Raw genomic sequence first — 16835 nt, 5'->3', positions numbered from 1 at the left:
GCGTTCACTTCTAAAACTTTACATCTATACCAAACTATTTATGCTATAATTAATAATCATTCTCAATTAAAGGTGGTTTCGTAAGTGAAAAAAATGATTTGGTTTATGAGTCTGCTGGCAGTATTGTTGGTGGCTTGCGGGCAGAAAGACAATAAAGAACAAGAATCAAATACTCGTACATATACAACTGAAACGGGTGAAAAGATCACCATCCCTGACAAGCCGAAACGAATTGTTGTGTTAACAGCACAGCTTGGAAATTTTAAAAAGTTAGGTGTGACACCTGTTGGCATGACAGATGTTTATCCTAAATCATCCTTTTTAGATGAAACAGGTGTGAAGAGGGTGCCGATAGAAAATGTGGAGGCAATCGCCAAACTGAAGCCTGATCTCATCATTGCGTATTCACAAAATGATCAAGTTGAGAAATATAAAAAGATCGCAAAAACAATTACTTTCACAACAAGTGAACATAGCTTTAAAGAGATGCATATTGAAATCGGAAAGATTCTTGGAAAAGAATCGTTAGCCAAAAAACAAATACAAGAAATGGACGAGCAGCTGAAAAAAGACGGCAAAGAGGTCAAAGCAAAAATTGGTGAAGACAAGACGTTCTCTATCATGGATGTGCAGCCTAAGCAAGTGTATTTATTTGGTACAGACTTTGGCCGCGGTGGGGAGGTCATCTATCAAGGGTATGGATTTAGCCTGCCTGAAAAAGCGGAGAAAGCTCTTCCGAAAGAAGGGTATCTCGGTATTTCATTAGAAGAGATGAATGAGTATACAGGTGACTATTTACTTGTACCAACAAAGGATGGAAAAGCACCTAATCTAGATATCACAGGTAGCGGTGTATGGAAGAAGAATAAAGCAGTGAAACAAGGACATGTTTTATCCTATTCAATCAAAGAATTTATCTATGCTGATCCAATCTCAATTGAAAAACAGTCTGCTGCGTTTAAAAAAATGCTGCTCAAAAATTAATAGAAAAAAGACAAAGCACTTAAAAAGGAGGCTTTGTCTTTTTTTCTGCTATCCTCTTAAAATACTAGCCATAAGACTCATTTCTGCCCTTTTCAGGCGTATTTGTTGAGCCTGATCACTGTATAAGATTAACATGGAAGGGAATTGACAATAAGGAGATGATTCTTGTGGCGAAGGTTTTAATGATTACGTTCCCAGCTGAAGGACATGTGAACCCAATGTTAGGGATGATTAGAGCATTTGTTGATCGAGGTGATGAAGTGCATGTGGTCACAACTGAACATTATCAAAAACGGATCAAACGCTTAGGCGCTCACATACATATACATCCAGATTATATTCGGACATTAAGTGTGGAGGAAGACGATTTGGAGTCCATGCAGCCATTTTTTCATGCCATGCTACAAACGTCATTAGACATTTTAGAAGTGGTGGAAACTCTTTCTCAACAGCATTCATTTGATTTGGTCTATTTTGATATGTTTGGAGCAGGTGAGCTTGTGCGGGATTACTTACAGATTCCAGGCATCGGTTCGAATCCTTCTTTTGTGCTGCAGGAGGCGCATTTTGATACACCTCTATACAGAAAAGATGAGAAGGCGGCTCATCTGTTAGAAGAAATACATGAACGTTTTGGCGTTCAGCCAAAGCATTTGATGCAATTCATGAAAAACCGCGGCGAACTGAATATGGTGTATACAAGTGAATATTTTCAGCCGTCTGTTGATGCATTGGATGATTCGTTTGTTTTCATTGGACCGAGTTTTCTAAAACGTGCTGACCAACACGATTTTCCATTAGAAGCGCTTGAGCGGGAGAAGGTCGTCTTTATTTCAATGGGAACGGTTCTTGGAGATACTGAAGCATTCTTTAATATGTGTATTGATGCCTTTGCCGACTTTGATGGAAAAGTGATTCTCGCAACTGGTGAAAAAATCGACATGTCTCTCCTAAAAGAAGCGCCATCTCATTTTCTGATCGAGCCTTATGTGCCGCAGCTTGAAGTCCTTGAACTGACAGATGTGTTTGTGACTCACGGCGGGATGAACAGTGTCAATGAAGGTATTCATTATCATGTTCCAATGGTCGTCATCCCGGTTGACAAAGATCAGCCGATGGTGGCAAAAAGACTGACGGATCTCTCTGCTGCTCGTGCACTCGATAAAGACCAGCTGACAGCAAGGCAGTTGAGAGATACTGTAGAGAGTGTACTCGGAAGTGACACATACCGTGCTGGGATTGAAAAGATTGAAGAAAGTTTCCAAACAGCAGGTGGAACAGAAAAAGCATTACGTGTCATTGATCAGTTTATGCAAGCGAAACAGACTCAATCATGAGTCTGTTTTTTCTGTGAAAAAGACATTGTATTTCCCAGATCTGTATGCTAATATTCAATTCGTAATCATTTCGATTGATAATCGTAATGATTACGATAAAATGAATTGTTTGGGGGAAGTACATATGAATGATCAACCAGTTTACATAAAGAAAAAGGATGAGAAAAAGCAGTCCTTTGTGACATATACCTTGATGTTGTTTTCAGTCATGGCTTGCTTTCTATTGGCATCATGTTCTGAAAATAAGACCTCTTCCAGTTTAAGTGGAAGAGAAGATGATGAACTGGTGTATGCAAGTACAAAAGATATAAGAGACATTAATCCCCATCTATATGGCGGGGAGATGGCCGCTCAAAATATGGTGTTTGAATCGCTTGTTGTGAATACGGAAAAAGGCATTCAACCAGCCCTGGCCCAAAGCTGGGATATTTCTAAAGATGGAAAAACCTATACATTTCATCTTCGAGAAAACGTGACTTTTTCAGATGGTGAGCCATTTAATGCGAAGGCTGTCAAAATGAATATGGATGCAGTTGTCAAAAATCTTGAAAAAAATGCTTGGCTTAATCTCGTGTCAGAAATTAAATCCACAAAGGCTGTAGATGAACATACTTTTGTTCTCACATTGAAGGAGCCCTATTATCCAACATTAGAAGAACTTGGTTTAACACGTCCATTCCGTTTTATTTCTCCCAAAAGCTTTATTGATGGCACCACATCAAAAGGCGTCAAAGGTTATGCAGGTACAGGTCCTTATGTGTTAAAGGAACATAAGAAAAATCAATATGCCATTTTTGAAGTGAATAATCATTATTGGGGAAAGAAACCAAAGATTTCAACGGTGAAATGGAAGGTCATGCCGGATCATCAAACCATTTTACTCGCTCTTCAAAAAGGGGAGGTTGATCTCTTATTTGGAGCAGATGGTGACATGATTGATGGAGATTCATTTCAGGCTTTAAAAGAAGCTGGTCAATATGGTGTGACTGTGAGTCCTCCTGTTGGTTCAAGATCTATTGTAATCAACTCCAATCAACCAATAACACAAGATCCAAAAGTAAGAGAAGCATTTCAATATGCCATTCAAAAAGAGATGATTACAGAAGGGATTTTAAATGGAACTGAACAGGTGGCACATACACTGCTTGCTCCGTCTGTCCCTTACGCGGACATTCCGCTTAAACAGAAAACCTATCAAAAAAAGAAAGCAGAGGCATTATTAGATGAGGCAGGCTGGAAGTTAAAAGAAGACGGCTATCGCTATCAAAAAGACAAGCCGCTTAGCGTGACCATTTATTACAATTCGGATAATGCAGGTGAAAGAACGATTAGTGAATCGATACAACAGGATTTCAAGCAGGTTGGAATCAAGCTGGATATTAGAGGTGAAGAAAAACAGGCATTTTTAGATCGTCAAAAAACAGGAAAGTTTGATCTTATGTACTCTCTATCGTGGGGACTTCCTTATGACCCTCAAACATACGTCTCTTCATTCCGTGTTGCATCCCATGCTGATTACCAAGCTCAATTAGGATTGAAAAAGAAAAAGTGGCTGGATGAGACCATTACGAAAGTATTGGTGGAGCCGGATGAGCAAAAACGAAAACAAATGTACCAAGATATTTTGACTTATATTCATGATGAAAATGTCTATATTCCTATCTCGTATTCTGTGACAAAGGCTGTTTATAATAAGCGCCTCAAAGGTGTAGGTTTTCATGTATCTCAGTATGAAATTCCTTTTGACCGAATGTATTTTTCGTCATAACCGGAGGCGGAGACATGACACGCTATATCATAAAAAGATTATTGTTTCTTTTACCACTCATTGTATTCATTACCTTCTTTGCGTTTGTGCTGCTTGCGATGCGTTCAAGTGATCCAGCTGAGGTCGCTTTACGTGTGAACCAAGTAACCCCAACTGAAGAAATGGTTGAATCCATGCGTCAAGAGCTAGGCTTAGATCAACCATTTTTCTTACGATATGCCACATGGCTTAAAGATGGATTAACAGGTGATTTTGGCAGCAGCTATGTCACGCGGGAGCCAGTTCTTGATCTGATCTTGGAGGCACTTCCTGCGACTTTACAGCTTGCAGGGATGTCCCTTTTGTTTATTATTGTGCTGAGTTTGTTGTTCGGAATGGTGTGTGCATATGCGGCACATACATGGTTGGATCGAATCGTGAGAGCATTTGTGTTTATTGCAGCTTCCATGCCTAGTTTTTGGTTGGGCATTTTGTTTATCTGGCTTTTTTCAGTCAAATTTAACTGGGTCAACACGAGTGGAATGGAAGGATTTAAATCGATTCTTTTGCCAGCGATGACTTTATCACTTGGCTACTTATCGACCTATGTGAGACTCATTCGAAATCAAATTCTAAAGTTTCAGCACGAGCCCTTTGTTTTTTATGCAAGAGCTCGTGGTTTAAAGGAACGAACCATTCAATTGAAGGTGATGAGACATGCCCTTCAACTAGCGGTAACAGCACTCGGTATGTCAATACCAAAGCTCATTGCAGGAACCGTCATTATTGAAAATCTCTTTGCTTGGCCAGGGGTTGGCCGTTTGTGTGTAACAGCTATTTTTCACGCCGATTTCCCTATTATTCAAGCCTATTTGTTTGTGATGGGATGCCTGTTCGTTGTGTGCAACCTCGTTGCTGATGTCATACAAATGATCATGAACCCGCAGTTAAGAAAGGAGGTCTAAAAAATTTGATCGTATGGAATCAATTAAGAAAAGATCGAATGGCTATTCTGTCTATCTGGCTTTTGGTACTTGTCACATTAGCTGGGCTGTTTGCACCGTTTCTAGCGCCGCATGACCCAACTGACACGAACATTCTTCAAAAATATGCTGGTGTGAGTCTAACATATCCCCTTGGAACCGATCAGCTGGGGAGATGCGTATTGTCGCGGCTCTTATATGGTATTCGGACAACGATGCTTGCTGCCGTGCTGACAATGTGTATCACGATGCTCATTGGCACGATACTTGGACTCATGGCTGGCTTTTTTAGAGGGAAAGTTGATGGAGCTCTAATGAGAATATGTGATGTCATGCTGTCATTTCCAGCAGAGGTGATGATTTTGGCCGTTGTGGGCATTATGGGACCTGGGCTTTTCAATATTATTTTAGCCAATGTCCTTGCAAAATGGGCTTGGTATACAAGGATGATTCGTTCGTCAGTCCTGCAATATACGAATGAACCATCTGTTCAGTTTGTGAAAGTATCTGGGGGTTCACCTTTTTATATCCTTCGAAAACATCTATTTCCTCGCATCTCAGGAGAGATAGCTGTCTTTGCTACACTTGACGCAGGCTGGGTTATTTTAAATATTTCTGCTTTGTCTTTTCTTGGATTAGGTGTGAGTGCACCTACACCGGAATGGGGCATGATGCTCAACGAGGCGAAGAATGTCATGGTGACGCACCCGGTTCATATGCTTCCGCCTGGACTTGCGATCTTATTTGTGGTCATGGCACTGAATTTTTTGGGAGACAGTCTTCAGCAGGTCATGAACCCTGCCATGCATCTTAGCAACAAAAAAAGGGGGAGACGGTTTGCCTTTCATCGAGATAAAAAACCTGTCCGTACATGATCCGATTCAACAAAAGGATTTAGTGGCAAATATCACGTTTGCATTACATAGACAACGTTGTTTAGGCGTTATTGGAGAAAGTGGAAGCGGAAAATCAACCGTGGCAAAAGCATTAATTGGCCTCATCCCTCCTTCGCTAGAGATGATTGGGACCATTTTGTTTGACGGTGAAAAATTGACAAGTCAGGCTGCACAGCGTTGGAGAGGAAAGCGAATTGGCTTCATTTCACAAGATGTCATGAATGCGTTCAATCCAATTGAAACAATTGGTCATCAAATACTTGAAACATTCCAGCGGCATTTGGGCTTACGTGGCAAAGAAGGAACAGCACATGCGATCACTGGGCTAGAACGTGTCCATTTAAACAATCCGCATATGTTAATGAAAAAATATCCTCATGAGCTGTCGGGAGGGATGCTTCAACGTGTCATGATTGCCATTACGATCATGCTTTCTCCTGACGTGATCATTGCCGATGAGCCTACAGCATCATTAGATGCATATAACCGGCGTGAAGTCATCACGCAATTACAGACGCTGAAAGAAGAAACAGGAGCTGCCTTGATCATCATTTCGCATGATTTAGGTGTCGTTCAGGCAATCGCTGATGAAATGTTGGTGATGCACCAAGGGAAGCTGCTTGAGCATCGTCATGCAAAAGAGATATTCACATCACCTGAGCATCCTCAAACGAGGCATTTACTAGAAACGAGGCTTCGGTTATCGGCCCCCCTTGAAGCACTCAGGCAGCAGAAGAGAGTGAGGGCATTCCCATGCTGATCACAGCAAATCAACTACTTAAACATGGAGAAGATAAAGGGCGCTTTTTTCATAAAGAGGAATCCATAGCACGCATAGCTCAGGTTTCATTTCAGATTGGAGAGGGTGAATGTGTCGGGTTAGTCGGTGAGAGCGGCAGTGGTAAAAGTACAATAGTACGTACGCTGCTTGGTTTAGAAACATTAGACGGCGGAGAGATAAAGATAGATGGATGGCCAGCTCATACATGGCGTAAGATGAACCGGGGGAAAATGAGTGTTGTTTTTCAGGATTATCTATCTTCTGTCCATCCTTCCTTTACAGTGAAAGAGATCATAGCAGAACCCATGCAAATAATAAAGCGAAACATGGATGTGAACCAAAAAGTGTTGTCCCTGCTTGAACAAGTAAGACTTCCATCGTCTTTGCTAAATCAATATGCTCACCAACTAAGCGGCGGTCAGCTCCAGCGTGTATGCATAGCAAGAGCCATATCGACGAATCCAGCCATTCTCATCTTAGATGAAGTCCTTAGCTCACTTGACGTTTCTGTCCAAGTTCAAATATTGGAGCTTCTTGAAACATTAAAGCAAGAGTTAGATATGACCATTCTTATGATTACCCATGATCTAGAGGCAGCCGTTTTTTTATGTGATCGACTTCTATTTTTACATGAGGGAAGACTTGTGGAAGAATGTAAAAGTGACCAGCTGTTAGAATCGACTCATCCATTTACGCTCAAGCTAATAGATTCACTCATGCCTTTTCAGCTTGACAAAAAATAACCAATCTTTTATCGTATACGTAATAAACGACGGAAGGGTGACCCAATGCAATGAAGTACTAATCCTATGACCTGTAAGCAAAATGAAAGAACGAAGGCAGTGAGCAAACGATATGTGTTGCTATGTTTGCTGCGTTTTCATTTTTTAGCTTCGGAATAGGATGGTACAGCTTGGGAATCAAAGATTGAAGTGATGGATACGGGGGATATGTGTGCTCATTTGATGAACCGCATGTCATTCTGTATCGATACGCTTATTTTTGTACACCATTTTGCCTCCTATTCTGAGAATGGGAGGCTTTTTCATGTCTCCTGATACGAAAGGAGAGGGTTGGATGTTACTGAGAGCCCACCAATTAAAAGTATTTCGAAAGGATCGTTTGTTATTTGATATAGAGGAGCTTGCCATTCATCAAGGGGACCGAATCGGCCTTGTAGGGACAAATGGCAGTGGGAAAACGACATTGCTCCATGTACTAGCGGGGAGGGAAAAACCAGACAGCGGCACATTTGCACATACTACAACTTGTACGCTGCTTCCTCAACTAAAGACAGGAGATGGCAGACAAAGTGGTGGAGAGATGACACAAGCTTATATTGAAAGAGCTTTAAGCCGGCCTTCTGCCCTTTTATTAGCCGATGAACCCACGACTCATTTAGATACGGAGCATATTGAGTGGCTAGAAGAAAAGCTTCGTCATCATCAAGGTGCTCTGATTGTCGTCTCGCATGACCGTGCTTTTTTAGATGCGTTATGTACAGACATTTGGGAATTGAAAGATGGGAAGCTCAAACTATACAAAGGCAACTACAGCGATTTTGCCCGGCAAAAAGAACTCGAACATCGCCAGCACGTGGAGGCGTACGAGGTGTATACCCAAAAGAAAAAACAGTTAGAACATGCACTGCAAAAGAAAATGAAAAAAGCCGACAAAGCGACAAAGCCATCTCCAAAGCTGAAATCCTCGGGGCCTAAAATTGCAAAGCCTTATTATGCAAACAAGCAAAAAAAGCTTCAAAAAACAGCCAAATCTATTGAAACAAGAATGGAGAAATTAGAAAAGGTGGAGAAGGTAAAGGAAGTCCAGCCTCTTCAAATGACGCAGCACACCATGAAGGAAGTGGCAAGCCGCTCCATTTTTCGTGTCGAACATGTAGATGGCATGGCAGGAGATAAAGTCCTTTGGAAAAAGGCGAATGTTGAAGTGAGAGGCGGAGACAAAGTCGCGATCATTGGGAAGAATGGGAGCGGTAAAACGACATTTCTTCGAATGCTTGTAAACGGACATCCCGGGATTTTTCGTTCAGAAGCCGTGAAGATTGGTTATTTCAGCCAAGATCTTTCAGGACTGAATCTAGATGAATCGATCTTACAAAATGAACTGGAACAGGCGATTCAAGATGAGACGATCGTTCGCACCGTTTTAGCGAGACTTGGGTTTCGGGGAGACGATGTGTATAAGCTGACGAACGTATTAAGCGGCGGGGAACGGGTGAAGACGATGCTTGCAAAGTTGCTCGTCAGTGATGCCAATGTTCTGATGCTTGATGAACCGACGAACTTTTTAGACCTTGCGGCAGTAGAAGCGCTTGAAGGACTTTTAAAAGATTACCCGGGCACAGTTGTGTTTGTCTCCCACGACAGGAGGCTCATCGAGCAGGTGGCTACTCGTATTCTTCATGTGCACGAGGGTACCATTGAACGCTTTGATGGCACCTATGAAGAATATAAACAAAAGGAAGAAAAGCCAGCTGCTACAAAGAAAGAAGAAGAGCTCCTGCTGATTGATATGCAGCTGTCTGAAGTGCTCAGTCGTTTAAGCATCGAGCCTTCTCGTGAGCTTGAAGAGACGTTTCAAGCATTGTTAAAAAGAAAGAAGTTGTTAGAGTCATAAAAAAAAGCCCCTGTGTTTACTGCACAGGGGTCTGTTCGTTTCGTTCTTTTTTCAATTGTTCAAGTTCGCTGACTGTGACAAGCTGGTAGCCTTGTTTGGTGAGTTCATGTATGATCTTCACTGCTGCTCGAGCAGAGCTGTCATAAATATCGTGCATGAGTACGGTTTTGCCATCTGCTGCATGTGAGAGAACATGGTTTGTGATCTGCTGGCTGTTACGAATTTTCCAGTCCTCAGGATCGACATCCCACAATGAAACGTTCATGCCCACCGCTTGATTGATGTCGGGATTTGTTCCTCCATATGGCGGTCTAAAGTGCGTAGGAGTATAACCGCTGGCCTTTTCAATCAGCTTCTGCGTGTCTTTTACTTGTTTGACCGCTTCTTTTAGAGGGAGTCTCGTTAATAAAGGATGGTTATATGAATGGTTTCCGATCTCATTTCCGCTCTTTAAAATGTCGGCAAGCATTCCAGGATAATACTGAACCCTGCTTCCTAATACAAAAAAGGTGGCGTGTCCTTTATTTTCCTTCAGCGCTGCTAAAATGGTTGACGTTGTGGCTGGGTTTGGACCATCATCAAATGTGAGTGCGATGGCTTTTTTATTCGGATCAAGCTTTGGCTTTTGCGGCAGCTTGACGGCTTTTCTTTTTGGATTCGGTTCTTTGATTTCATTCTGATTTTTGGTCTTATTCATATATTCCGGCTTCAAGATATCTTTTAGCAACGTCTTTTTGATCGCCAGCGTTTGCGGACCTAAGTCCTTTGCGGCTACTTGAGAAGCTGGGAAATAGAACTCTATATATTTCTCTTTTAAGGCGAATTGACTGAAGTTTTGATCAGTAGGGGCTGTTCCTTTTTGAAGGAGTGATAGATCCTTAGACAAGGTTTTATCTTTTTTAAGCTCCGTGTATGTAATATAGGATAATTTTTTCAAATAGTCCTTTTTTGGTTGAAATAAATCTTTTGTGTCAAGAAAGTCTTTTTTCTGAAAATCGAAATTGATTGTGACGTGATGAGTGGTCCCATTTTGCTGACCTGTATACGTGTAGGTCGTAAAATAAATGGCCGCAGATTGTTTTGCATAGTGCACCATGTCATAGTCAATATTCAGTTCAAACCGTTTGTTTTCATCAATGTCCTTTGCTTCACTAAATGTCTTTTTGAAATGCTCTAATGCTGAATTCGCATAGCTTTGAATCTTGTCATCTAGCTTTTTTTGATGAAAAAGTGGATAGTTCACCGCATATCTCATAAACTTCCCGTCATTTACAAGAGTGACAATTTCAACATTTTTATAATTCGTATCCTGCTTCACATTTTTCTTCTCTGTACCGCTTGCTTGCTGATTTTGAAAGAATGCAACTGCTCCAATGACGATGGCAAGCGCAAATAGGATGATACTCCATTTTCCCTTTACTGACACAACTTTCAATTCTCCTCTCATGACGGGTCATTCTTTATTCCTTTGACATCTGTTTGTAATATTTTTATAACATTTGACTTACTTTTGTAATTTTAGGGGATTTTCATGCGGAATGTCAACTATTTTCCTATTAAAATACTGTAAAAATTGATAGGTTTTTCAGAACGAGAAAAAGCAGAAGGAAAGAATTCTCTTATTTGCCGTCTACACATACCTTCAATAATTAAAAAAATGAGCCGTACATTGATTTTTCAGAGGCTGACGGCTATAATTTTGATGATTATGATTCTCATTTTCAAACTGACTTTTAATGAAGAAAAGGATGACACCGATTTTGCCGGATAAGCGAACATCTCAACAAAAACGATCATCACCTATTTTGTTCTTTTTATTGTTTTTTCTCGCTGTCATTGGTTTATTGGCGGCTATGTTTTTGGCTGTTTCCTACGGTGCAAAGTCATTGTCTTTGCAAACGGTATGGACAGCTGTGTTTGACTATCAGTCTCATGTGACAGAGCAGCAGATCATTCATGAATTAAGGCTTCCTCGTGTGCTAGGAGCGGCGCTTGTTGGAGCGGCGTTTGCTGTGGCAGGTGCGCTGATGCAAGGCATTACAAGAAATCCGCTGGCAGATGCGGGGATATTAGGCATTAACGGCGGTGCGATGTTTGTAGTCGCTCTCTGTTTTGCTTTTTTTCCAGGAATGCCTTATTCGGCATTGATGTTATTTTCTTTTTTTGGTGCCGTTCTCAGTACACTGCTGATCTTTGCCATTGGGGCGGCTGGCGGCGTGCTGACCCCACTTCGGCTCACTGTAGCTGGAGCTGTTGTTGCCGCATTGCTGCATGCGCTAAGCTCGGGTATCGCCATTTACTTTGATCTCAGTCAGGATCTGGCTTTTTGGTATGCAGGGGGTGTGGCAGGTGTCAAATGGCCGCAGCTGATGATCCTTGCTCCAGTCATTCTCATTGTCATCGTTTGGGCGATGTTATTAGGACGATCCCTCTCGTTATTATCACTTGGTGAAGATGTAGCTGCGAATTTAGGGGTGAAAACCCGGCAAGTGCGAATACTAGGTATGGCAGCTGCGGTTCTGCTGGCAGGCGTTTCTGTATCGGCGGTTGGGTCTATTGGGTTTGTCGGGCTTGTCATTCCGCATATTGCACGAAAGCTGGTTGGGGTCAATTATCGTTTCGTCATTCCGATGTCAGCGATTTTAGGCGCAATGCTTCTCGTCTTCGCTGATCTTGCCAGCCGGACAGTAAATCCGCCAAGAGAGCTTGCCATTGGCGTCATGGTGGCACTTGTTGGTGTTCCTTTCTTCTTATATATTGCCAGAAAAGAAGGGAGGAACCTGTCATGAAAGAGAAACGGCGTGCTCTTGTCGTGACAGCCGTTTTGCTTTGTCTGAGTGCAGCTGTCGTGCTGTATAGTTTAAATACCGGCACGCTGAAACTCAGTCCTCTCGTTGTCGTCAAAACGTTATTTGGCTTTGGAGATTTCCAAAGTGAGACGGTGCTGTTTGATTATCGTCTGCCTCGAATCGTCGTGACGATACTAGCTGGAATAGGTCTAGGTATTGCAGGTGGCATTTTGCAGAGTTTATCCCGCAATCCACTGGCTGACCCTGGGATTATTGGTCTGAATGCAGGAGCCGCATTCGGCTTAATCATCTTTGTGACGTATTTTCACGTACTAGAAGGAAATCCATCTTTACTCATTCCGCTCTTTACGTTTGGTGGAGGTCTGCTTGCGGCGGCAGTCATCGTTCTTCTTGCGTACGACAGGCATGAAGGGCTTGTGCCTATCCGGCTGATCCTTGTTGGAATTGCCGTAGCTGCGGGGTTTAGTGCATTGACGTTATATTTGTCATTGAAACTGGATGAAGATACATACACCTTCGCTTCAAGGTGGCTTGTGGGAAATGTATGGGGAAGAGACTGGATTCATGTGCTTGCGCTCCTACCTTGGATCGTATGTCTTGTCCCGCTTACGCTCATGCAGTCCAGCACACTCAATGCGTTAACATTAGGTGATGCCGTCGCCTCAAGTGTCGGAGTACGTGTAGAGCGCAAACGACTTTTTCTTCTCACCTTAGCTGTTGGTCTAGCGAGTGCAAGTGTATCGATGACAGGCGGAATTGGTTTTATTGGCCTTGTTGCACCTCATTTGGCAAGGCGTCTTGTCGGCTCACTGCACCAATATTTTTTACCAGTGAGCGCTTTGCTTGGATTGTTGATTTTGGTCAGTGCTGATACACTCGGACGTTCCATATTTGCCCCAAATGCCATCCCAGCGGGTGTGGTTGTGGCTTTTATCGGAGCACCTTATTTTCTCTATTTACTAACAAAAACAAAATAAGAAAGAGGAACTCATCATGAAAAAAGTACTTGTGTTTGGTTTAACGCTCTGTTTCTTGATTCTGGCCGCTTGTGGTCAACAGGAAACAAAGAAGACAACAAATCAAGATGAAAACGGAACACCTAAGATTGCGTCCTTGTCGATTCATTTAACAAATGACTTATTAGCACTCGGGATAAAACCTGCTGGCTCTGTTGTAGGGGGAGACTTAAAAGATTTCCTTCCACATGCGAAAAAGCAGCTTAGCCAAACGAAAAAGCTGGGCATCGCAGCAGATCCTGATATGGAGTCATTGCTTGCTTTAAAACCAGATGTCATTTACGTCGATGAAGAACTGGCTGGACAAGACTTATCAAAATACAAGAAAATCGCCAAAACCGAAGTGTTTAATTTAAATGATGGCACATGGCGTGATCATTTGAAAAAAATCGGCAAGCTCGTCAATAAAGAAAAAGAAGCCGATCAATATATTAAGGACTACAATCAAGAAGCTAAAGAAGTCAAATCACTCATCCAGAAAAAGATTGGAAATGGAAAAGTGATGGCGATTCGTGTAACAGCAAAAGAGCTTCGAGTATTTAGTATGAAACGTCCGATGGGTCCAATTTTATACGATGATTTAGGACTGACACCTGTAGATGGTGTGAAAAAACTGGACAGCAAACGTCCATTTGAAGTCATTTCTCAAGAAGTGCTTCCTGACTTTGATGCAGATGCTATTTTTGTCGTCGTGAACCGTGATGATAAGGCGCAACAGGCATTCAAACAGTTAGAACAGACGCCAATTTGGAAAGGCCTAAAAGCCGTGAAGAAAAACCAAGTGTATCCGATTGCCGATCAGCCATGGTTAGATTATTCAGCTCTAGGCAACAAAATGGCAATGGATGAAGCAAAAAAGATGTTCTCTAAATAAACAGCACATAAATCAAGGCATCATTCCGCATCTAGGAATGATGTCTCTTTTTTTGATTCGTTCTTCTATTCATTCGCTTTTTGCATACATATGAGAGGGAACGAGCAGTATCGCCCGTATGAAAGGATAAGGGGAGGGGTTACAGTTGAAGGTTCAAAAAATTAGTGCAGGCACTATTGCGAGGCTTGTGCTGCTTTTATTGGCACTTGTGAACAGCGCTCTCACTGCTGCAGGAAAAAGCCCAATTCCAATTGATGAAGAAGGTGTGCAGCAATTCATTACGTTAGCCTTTCTTGGCATCACATCACTATGGGCCTATTGGAAGAACAATGATATTACGAAAAAAGCACGAACCAAAAAAGAAGAATAACAGAAAACAGAGCCTTTTCATGCAAAAAGGCTCTCAGCATGTAGACAAACCCTCGCATTCGGTGTCAGTCCTGCGCGCTGGTGCTCGTCCTTACTAGACTGCAAAGGTTTTCTATCACGCTGAAAAGAAGACAAAGGGCTAAAATAAGTTCATTTTAGCCCTTTGTCCATAAACTGAAAAGAGTCTTTTCATATAAAAAGGCTCTATTTCATCGAAGCGACAAGCGCCTCTCCCCGCAAATTGGTTTGATCTCAGTGGCTTACGCCCGGTGTTCTCCCATATTGGTAAGAAACGCTTTCACTTCCTCGATGGTTAAGCCAATGGCCTTTGCTTCACTCATGAGACGCTTCCATTCTGACATATTTGAGTCGGTCAGCTTTCTATGATGGACATGTAACGTCTTTCCTTCCTGCTCCTTTCTGTAGGTTTGGAGCAGCTGATACAGTTCTTCTTTAGGCATGCCGGATTGGACGGCATGAACGATATGATCCCGCCACTCCTGTTCACCGCCCTCAGCGTAATGAAACATCATCGTTTCTGCATCAAACAGCTCTTGTAAATCAATGTCTAGTGATGAGGATACCTTTTTTAAAAACTGGACAGATGGATTACGATGGACACCACGCTCAATTTTACTCAAATACGATTTAGAGACATGGGCATCTTCAGCCAGCTGCTGGATTGAGTATCCTTTCCTCTTTCGGTAAATGCGTATCACCTTTCCTATCATTCGATATATGATCTCCCTTCTCCCCGGCGAATCGTTCTGCGACCTTTTCGTTCATTATAAGAAATAAATTGTTCTTTATAAAATTCAAAAACGTAAGAAACAGGAAGTAAACAAAAGAAAACGAACGATTTCGTTCTTTAAAAAGAACTATAAGACCTATTATGACATTTTTCTTTGCGGGTATTATCTTTTATAATCCAATCATTAACAAAAAGAAACCATATATAACCTTTTTATGATGAAATCGGGAGGTATCTATGAATGAGAATATAGGTTTTAAGCAGCTGTTTTCTGTCATAAAAGAGAAAATGGCCCTTCTGATCCTGATTGTCCTGATCGTAACGGGCATTTCAGCCTACTATCAGTTCTATGTCTCGACTCCTGTATATCAGGCAACCACTCAAATTCTTGTTCATAAACGAAGCAGTGATGCACAAGCGAATTTAAACGATATTCAGATGAACCTTCAATATACACGTACCTTTCAAGTCCTATTAAAAAGTCCAATCGTTATTGAAAAAGTAAAAGAAACACTCAATCTTACAGAATCGGCGGAAGGATTAAAACACAAAATTGCCACAAGTACAGAAAATGAGTCAGAGGTCATAAATATTTCTGTACAAGATGAGGACCGCGCGAAGGCAGTAGCCATTGCGAATACAGCCACAGAGGTGCTGCAAGAAGAAATCAAAAAAACCATGAATATGGATCGCATTAATGTTTTGTCTGAAGCCAAGCTGTCCAACACGATACTGATGAACTCACGTAAATTCGTTCACATCGTTCTGGCACTAGGCGCCTCTGTATTAGGGGGAATGACACTCATTTTCTTAATGAATTTACTCGATGATACGGTGAAACGAACACATCAAATAAGAGAAGAGATCGGATTGCCGTCGCTCGGCAGTGTCTATCAGATGCAGGCAGACAGGAGGGCAAAAAAAGACAAGCAGTCCGTCATAACGGGAGGACAGAACATTGATTTTTAAGAGGAAAAAACGAGAAAAAAGAGATTTATCCTGTATTTCTGTATTAAATCCTCACTCTGTCATTGCGGAACAATTCCGAACGATCCGAACGAACATCGAATTCACGTCGATTCAAACGAGGCTGAAGTCGATATTGGTTACATCCTCCTTGCCGAAGGAAGGAAAATCATTTACGGCTGCAAACTTGGCAGCTGTTTTTGCACAGCAGAAAAAACGGGTCTTGCTCATGGATGCTGATTTACGTAAACCTGCCATTCATGAATATTTTGATCTAAGCCCGCACACCGGATTGACCAATGTGCTATTAAATAATTGCAGTTTGGAAGAAGCCATTTTGCCTACACCGATTGAGCATTTAGAGCTGCTTCCGAGTGGGACCATTCCACCGAATCCCGCTGAGCTGCTTTCCTCCTCTGTGATGAAGCAGCTATTTTACGAGATTGAACAGCAGTATGACATGGTGATTGTTGATTCCACACCGCTTCTACCTGTAGCCGATGCCAAAATATTAGCAAACCGGACGGATGGAAGCATTCTTGTGGTTTTAAGCGGTAAAACGAAGATTGCCGCTGTGAAGAAATCAAAAGAAGTATTAGAGGGTACGACAGGGAAACTGCTTGGGGCGATGCTAAATGGCAAGAAAGTGAAAAAGGGAAGGCACTATATGTATTAAAGAGATTG

At 41.9% G+C, this 16835-nt stretch carries 16 protein-coding genes; 14 read left to right on the top strand and 2 right to left on the bottom strand.

Features of this window, described 5'->3' with window-relative positions; translation table 11 throughout:
• The first annotated feature begins 93 nt into the window (after positions 1-93).
• The 8 genes from AC0VYC_RS15995 to abc-f all read left to right on the top strand — a co-directional run bounded on the left by AC0VYC_RS15995 (position 94) and on the right by abc-f (position 9365).
• The gene (locus AC0VYC_RS15995; protein ID WP_039169106.1) at positions 94-984 is read left to right on the top strand and encodes an ABC transporter substrate-binding protein; all 891 of its coding nucleotides are present in this window, start codon (positions 94-96) and stop codon (positions 982-984) included.
• Positions 985-1151: 167 nt separating this feature from the next.
• Entirely contained in the window at positions 1152-2321 is a 1170-nt protein-coding gene (locus AC0VYC_RS15990; protein WP_144666138.1) for a macrolide family glycosyltransferase, read from the top strand.
• Between the two features lie 124 nt (positions 2322-2445).
• The gene (nikA, locus tag AC0VYC_RS15985; protein ID WP_039169217.1) at positions 2446-4089 is read left to right on the top strand and encodes a nickel ABC transporter substrate-binding protein; all 1644 of its coding nucleotides are present in this window, start codon (positions 2446-2448) and stop codon (positions 4087-4089) included.
• A gap of 14 nt (positions 4090-4103) precedes the next feature.
• A complete protein-coding gene (opp1B, locus tag AC0VYC_RS15980) occupies positions 4104-5033 on the top strand; it encodes a nickel/cobalt ABC transporter permease (protein WP_024719867.1) in 930 nt (309 codons plus the stop codon).
• Between the two features lie 5 nt (positions 5034-5038).
• Positions 5039-5926: a nickel/cobalt ABC transporter permease gene (opp1C, locus tag AC0VYC_RS15975; protein WP_024719866.1), complete on the top strand. Its 888-nt coding sequence runs from the start codon at positions 5039-5041 to the stop codon at positions 5924-5926.
• Complete coding sequence (locus tag AC0VYC_RS15970) at positions 5889-6707, top strand: ABC transporter ATP-binding protein (RefSeq protein WP_024719865.1); 819 nt, start codon at positions 5889-5891, stop codon at positions 6705-6707. Before opp1C ends, AC0VYC_RS15970 begins: the two co-directional genes overlap by 38 nt.
• Complete coding sequence (locus tag AC0VYC_RS15965) at positions 6701-7471, top strand: ABC transporter ATP-binding protein (protein WP_096881883.1); 771 nt, start codon at positions 6701-6703, stop codon at positions 7469-7471. The genes AC0VYC_RS15970 and AC0VYC_RS15965 overlap by 7 nt, the downstream gene beginning before the upstream one ends.
• A 334-nt stretch (positions 7472-7805) precedes the next feature.
• On the top strand, positions 7806-9365 hold the full coding sequence (gene abc-f / locus AC0VYC_RS15960; RefSeq protein ID WP_342502266.1) for a ribosomal protection-like ABC-F family protein: 1560 nt from the start codon (positions 7806-7808) through the stop codon (positions 9363-9365).
• Between the two features lie 16 nt (positions 9366-9381).
• Here the strand turns inward: abc-f and AC0VYC_RS15955 are convergent, their stop codons facing one another.
• Positions 9382-10791 (bottom strand): polysaccharide deacetylase family protein, encoded by a 1410-nt coding sequence (locus AC0VYC_RS15955; RefSeq protein ID WP_041091297.1) that lies wholly within the window; start codon positions 10789-10791, stop codon positions 9382-9384.
• A 310-nt stretch (positions 10792-11101) separates the two neighbouring features.
• Between AC0VYC_RS15955 and AC0VYC_RS15950 the strand changes: the two genes are divergently transcribed.
• From AC0VYC_RS15950 to AC0VYC_RS15935, 4 genes are all read left to right on the top strand, one after another.
• A complete protein-coding gene (locus tag AC0VYC_RS15950) occupies positions 11102-12154 on the top strand; it encodes a FecCD family ABC transporter permease (protein WP_038475387.1) in 1053 nt (350 codons plus the stop codon).
• Positions 12151-13152, top strand: a complete 1002-nt coding sequence (locus AC0VYC_RS15945) for a FecCD family ABC transporter permease (protein ID WP_025208010.1) — start codon at positions 12151-12153, stop codon at positions 13150-13152. The genes AC0VYC_RS15950 and AC0VYC_RS15945 overlap by 4 nt, the downstream gene beginning before the upstream one ends.
• 16 nt (positions 13153-13168) lie before the next feature.
• On the top strand, positions 13169-14065 hold the full coding sequence (locus AC0VYC_RS15940; protein ID WP_007500130.1) for an iron-hydroxamate ABC transporter substrate-binding protein: 897 nt from the start codon (positions 13169-13171) through the stop codon (positions 14063-14065).
• A gap of 145 nt (positions 14066-14210) precedes the next feature.
• A complete protein-coding gene (locus AC0VYC_RS15935) occupies positions 14211-14435 on the top strand; it encodes a phage holin (RefSeq protein WP_008347764.1) in 225 nt (74 codons plus the stop codon).
• Between the two features lie 259 nt (positions 14436-14694).
• Here the strand turns inward: AC0VYC_RS15935 and slrR are convergent, their stop codons facing one another.
• Positions 14695-15165, bottom strand: a complete 471-nt coding sequence (gene slrR, locus AC0VYC_RS15930; protein WP_007500131.1) for an HTH-type transcriptional regulator SlrR — start codon at positions 15163-15165, stop codon at positions 14695-14697.
• Positions 15166-15422: 257 nt separating this feature from the next.
• On the opposite strand from slrR, the gene AC0VYC_RS15925 reads away from it, so the two are divergent.
• Positions 15423-16154, top strand: coding sequence for a YveK family protein (locus tag AC0VYC_RS15925; RefSeq protein ID WP_024719858.1), 732 nt, complete (start codon positions 15423-15425; stop codon positions 16152-16154).
• Positions 16144-16827 carry a CpsD/CapB family tyrosine-protein kinase gene (locus AC0VYC_RS15920; protein WP_008347761.1) on the top strand — a complete coding sequence of 228 codons (684 nt, stop codon included), beginning with the start codon at positions 16144-16146 and terminating at the stop codon, positions 16825-16827. The genes AC0VYC_RS15925 and AC0VYC_RS15920 overlap by 11 nt, the downstream gene beginning before the upstream one ends.
• The last annotated feature ends 8 nt before the right edge of the window (positions 16828-16835 follow it).

It is taken from the genome of Bacillus sp. iso_77 (assembly GCF_056173625.1).
Note: the sequence above shows the minus strand (reverse complement) of the source record. Positions and strands in the feature narration are given on the sequence as shown.

Coding starts and splice junctions, on each gene's coding strand:
- AC0VYC_RS15995 (WP_039169106.1), top strand. CDS start 94: ATGATTTGGTTTATGAGTCTGCTGGCAGTATTGTTGGTGGCTTGCGGG.
- nikA (WP_039169217.1), top strand. CDS start 2,446: ATGAATGATCAACCAGTTTACATAAAGAAAAAGGATGAGAAAAAGCAG.
- opp1B (WP_024719867.1), top strand. CDS start 4,104: ATGACACGCTATATCATAAAAAGATTATTGTTTCTTTTACCACTCATT.
- AC0VYC_RS15965 (WP_096881883.1), top strand. CDS start 6,701: ATGCTGATCACAGCAAATCAACTACTTAAACATGGAGAAGATAAAGGG.
- abc-f (WP_342502266.1), top strand. CDS start 7,806: ATGTTACTGAGAGCCCACCAATTAAAAGTATTTCGAAAGGATCGTTTG.
- AC0VYC_RS15950 (WP_038475387.1), top strand. CDS start 11,102: ATGAAGAAAAGGATGACACCGATTTTGCCGGATAAGCGAACATCTCAA.
- AC0VYC_RS15945 (WP_025208010.1), top strand. CDS start 12,151: ATGAAAGAGAAACGGCGTGCTCTTGTCGTGACAGCCGTTTTGCTTTGT.
- AC0VYC_RS15940 (WP_007500130.1), top strand. CDS start 13,169: ATGAAAAAAGTACTTGTGTTTGGTTTAACGCTCTGTTTCTTGATTCTG.
- slrR (WP_007500131.1), bottom strand. CDS start 15,165: ATGATAGGAAAGGTGATACGCATTTACCGAAAGAGGAAAGGATACTCA.
- AC0VYC_RS15925 (WP_024719858.1), top strand. CDS start 15,423: ATGAATGAGAATATAGGTTTTAAGCAGCTGTTTTCTGTCATAAAAGAG.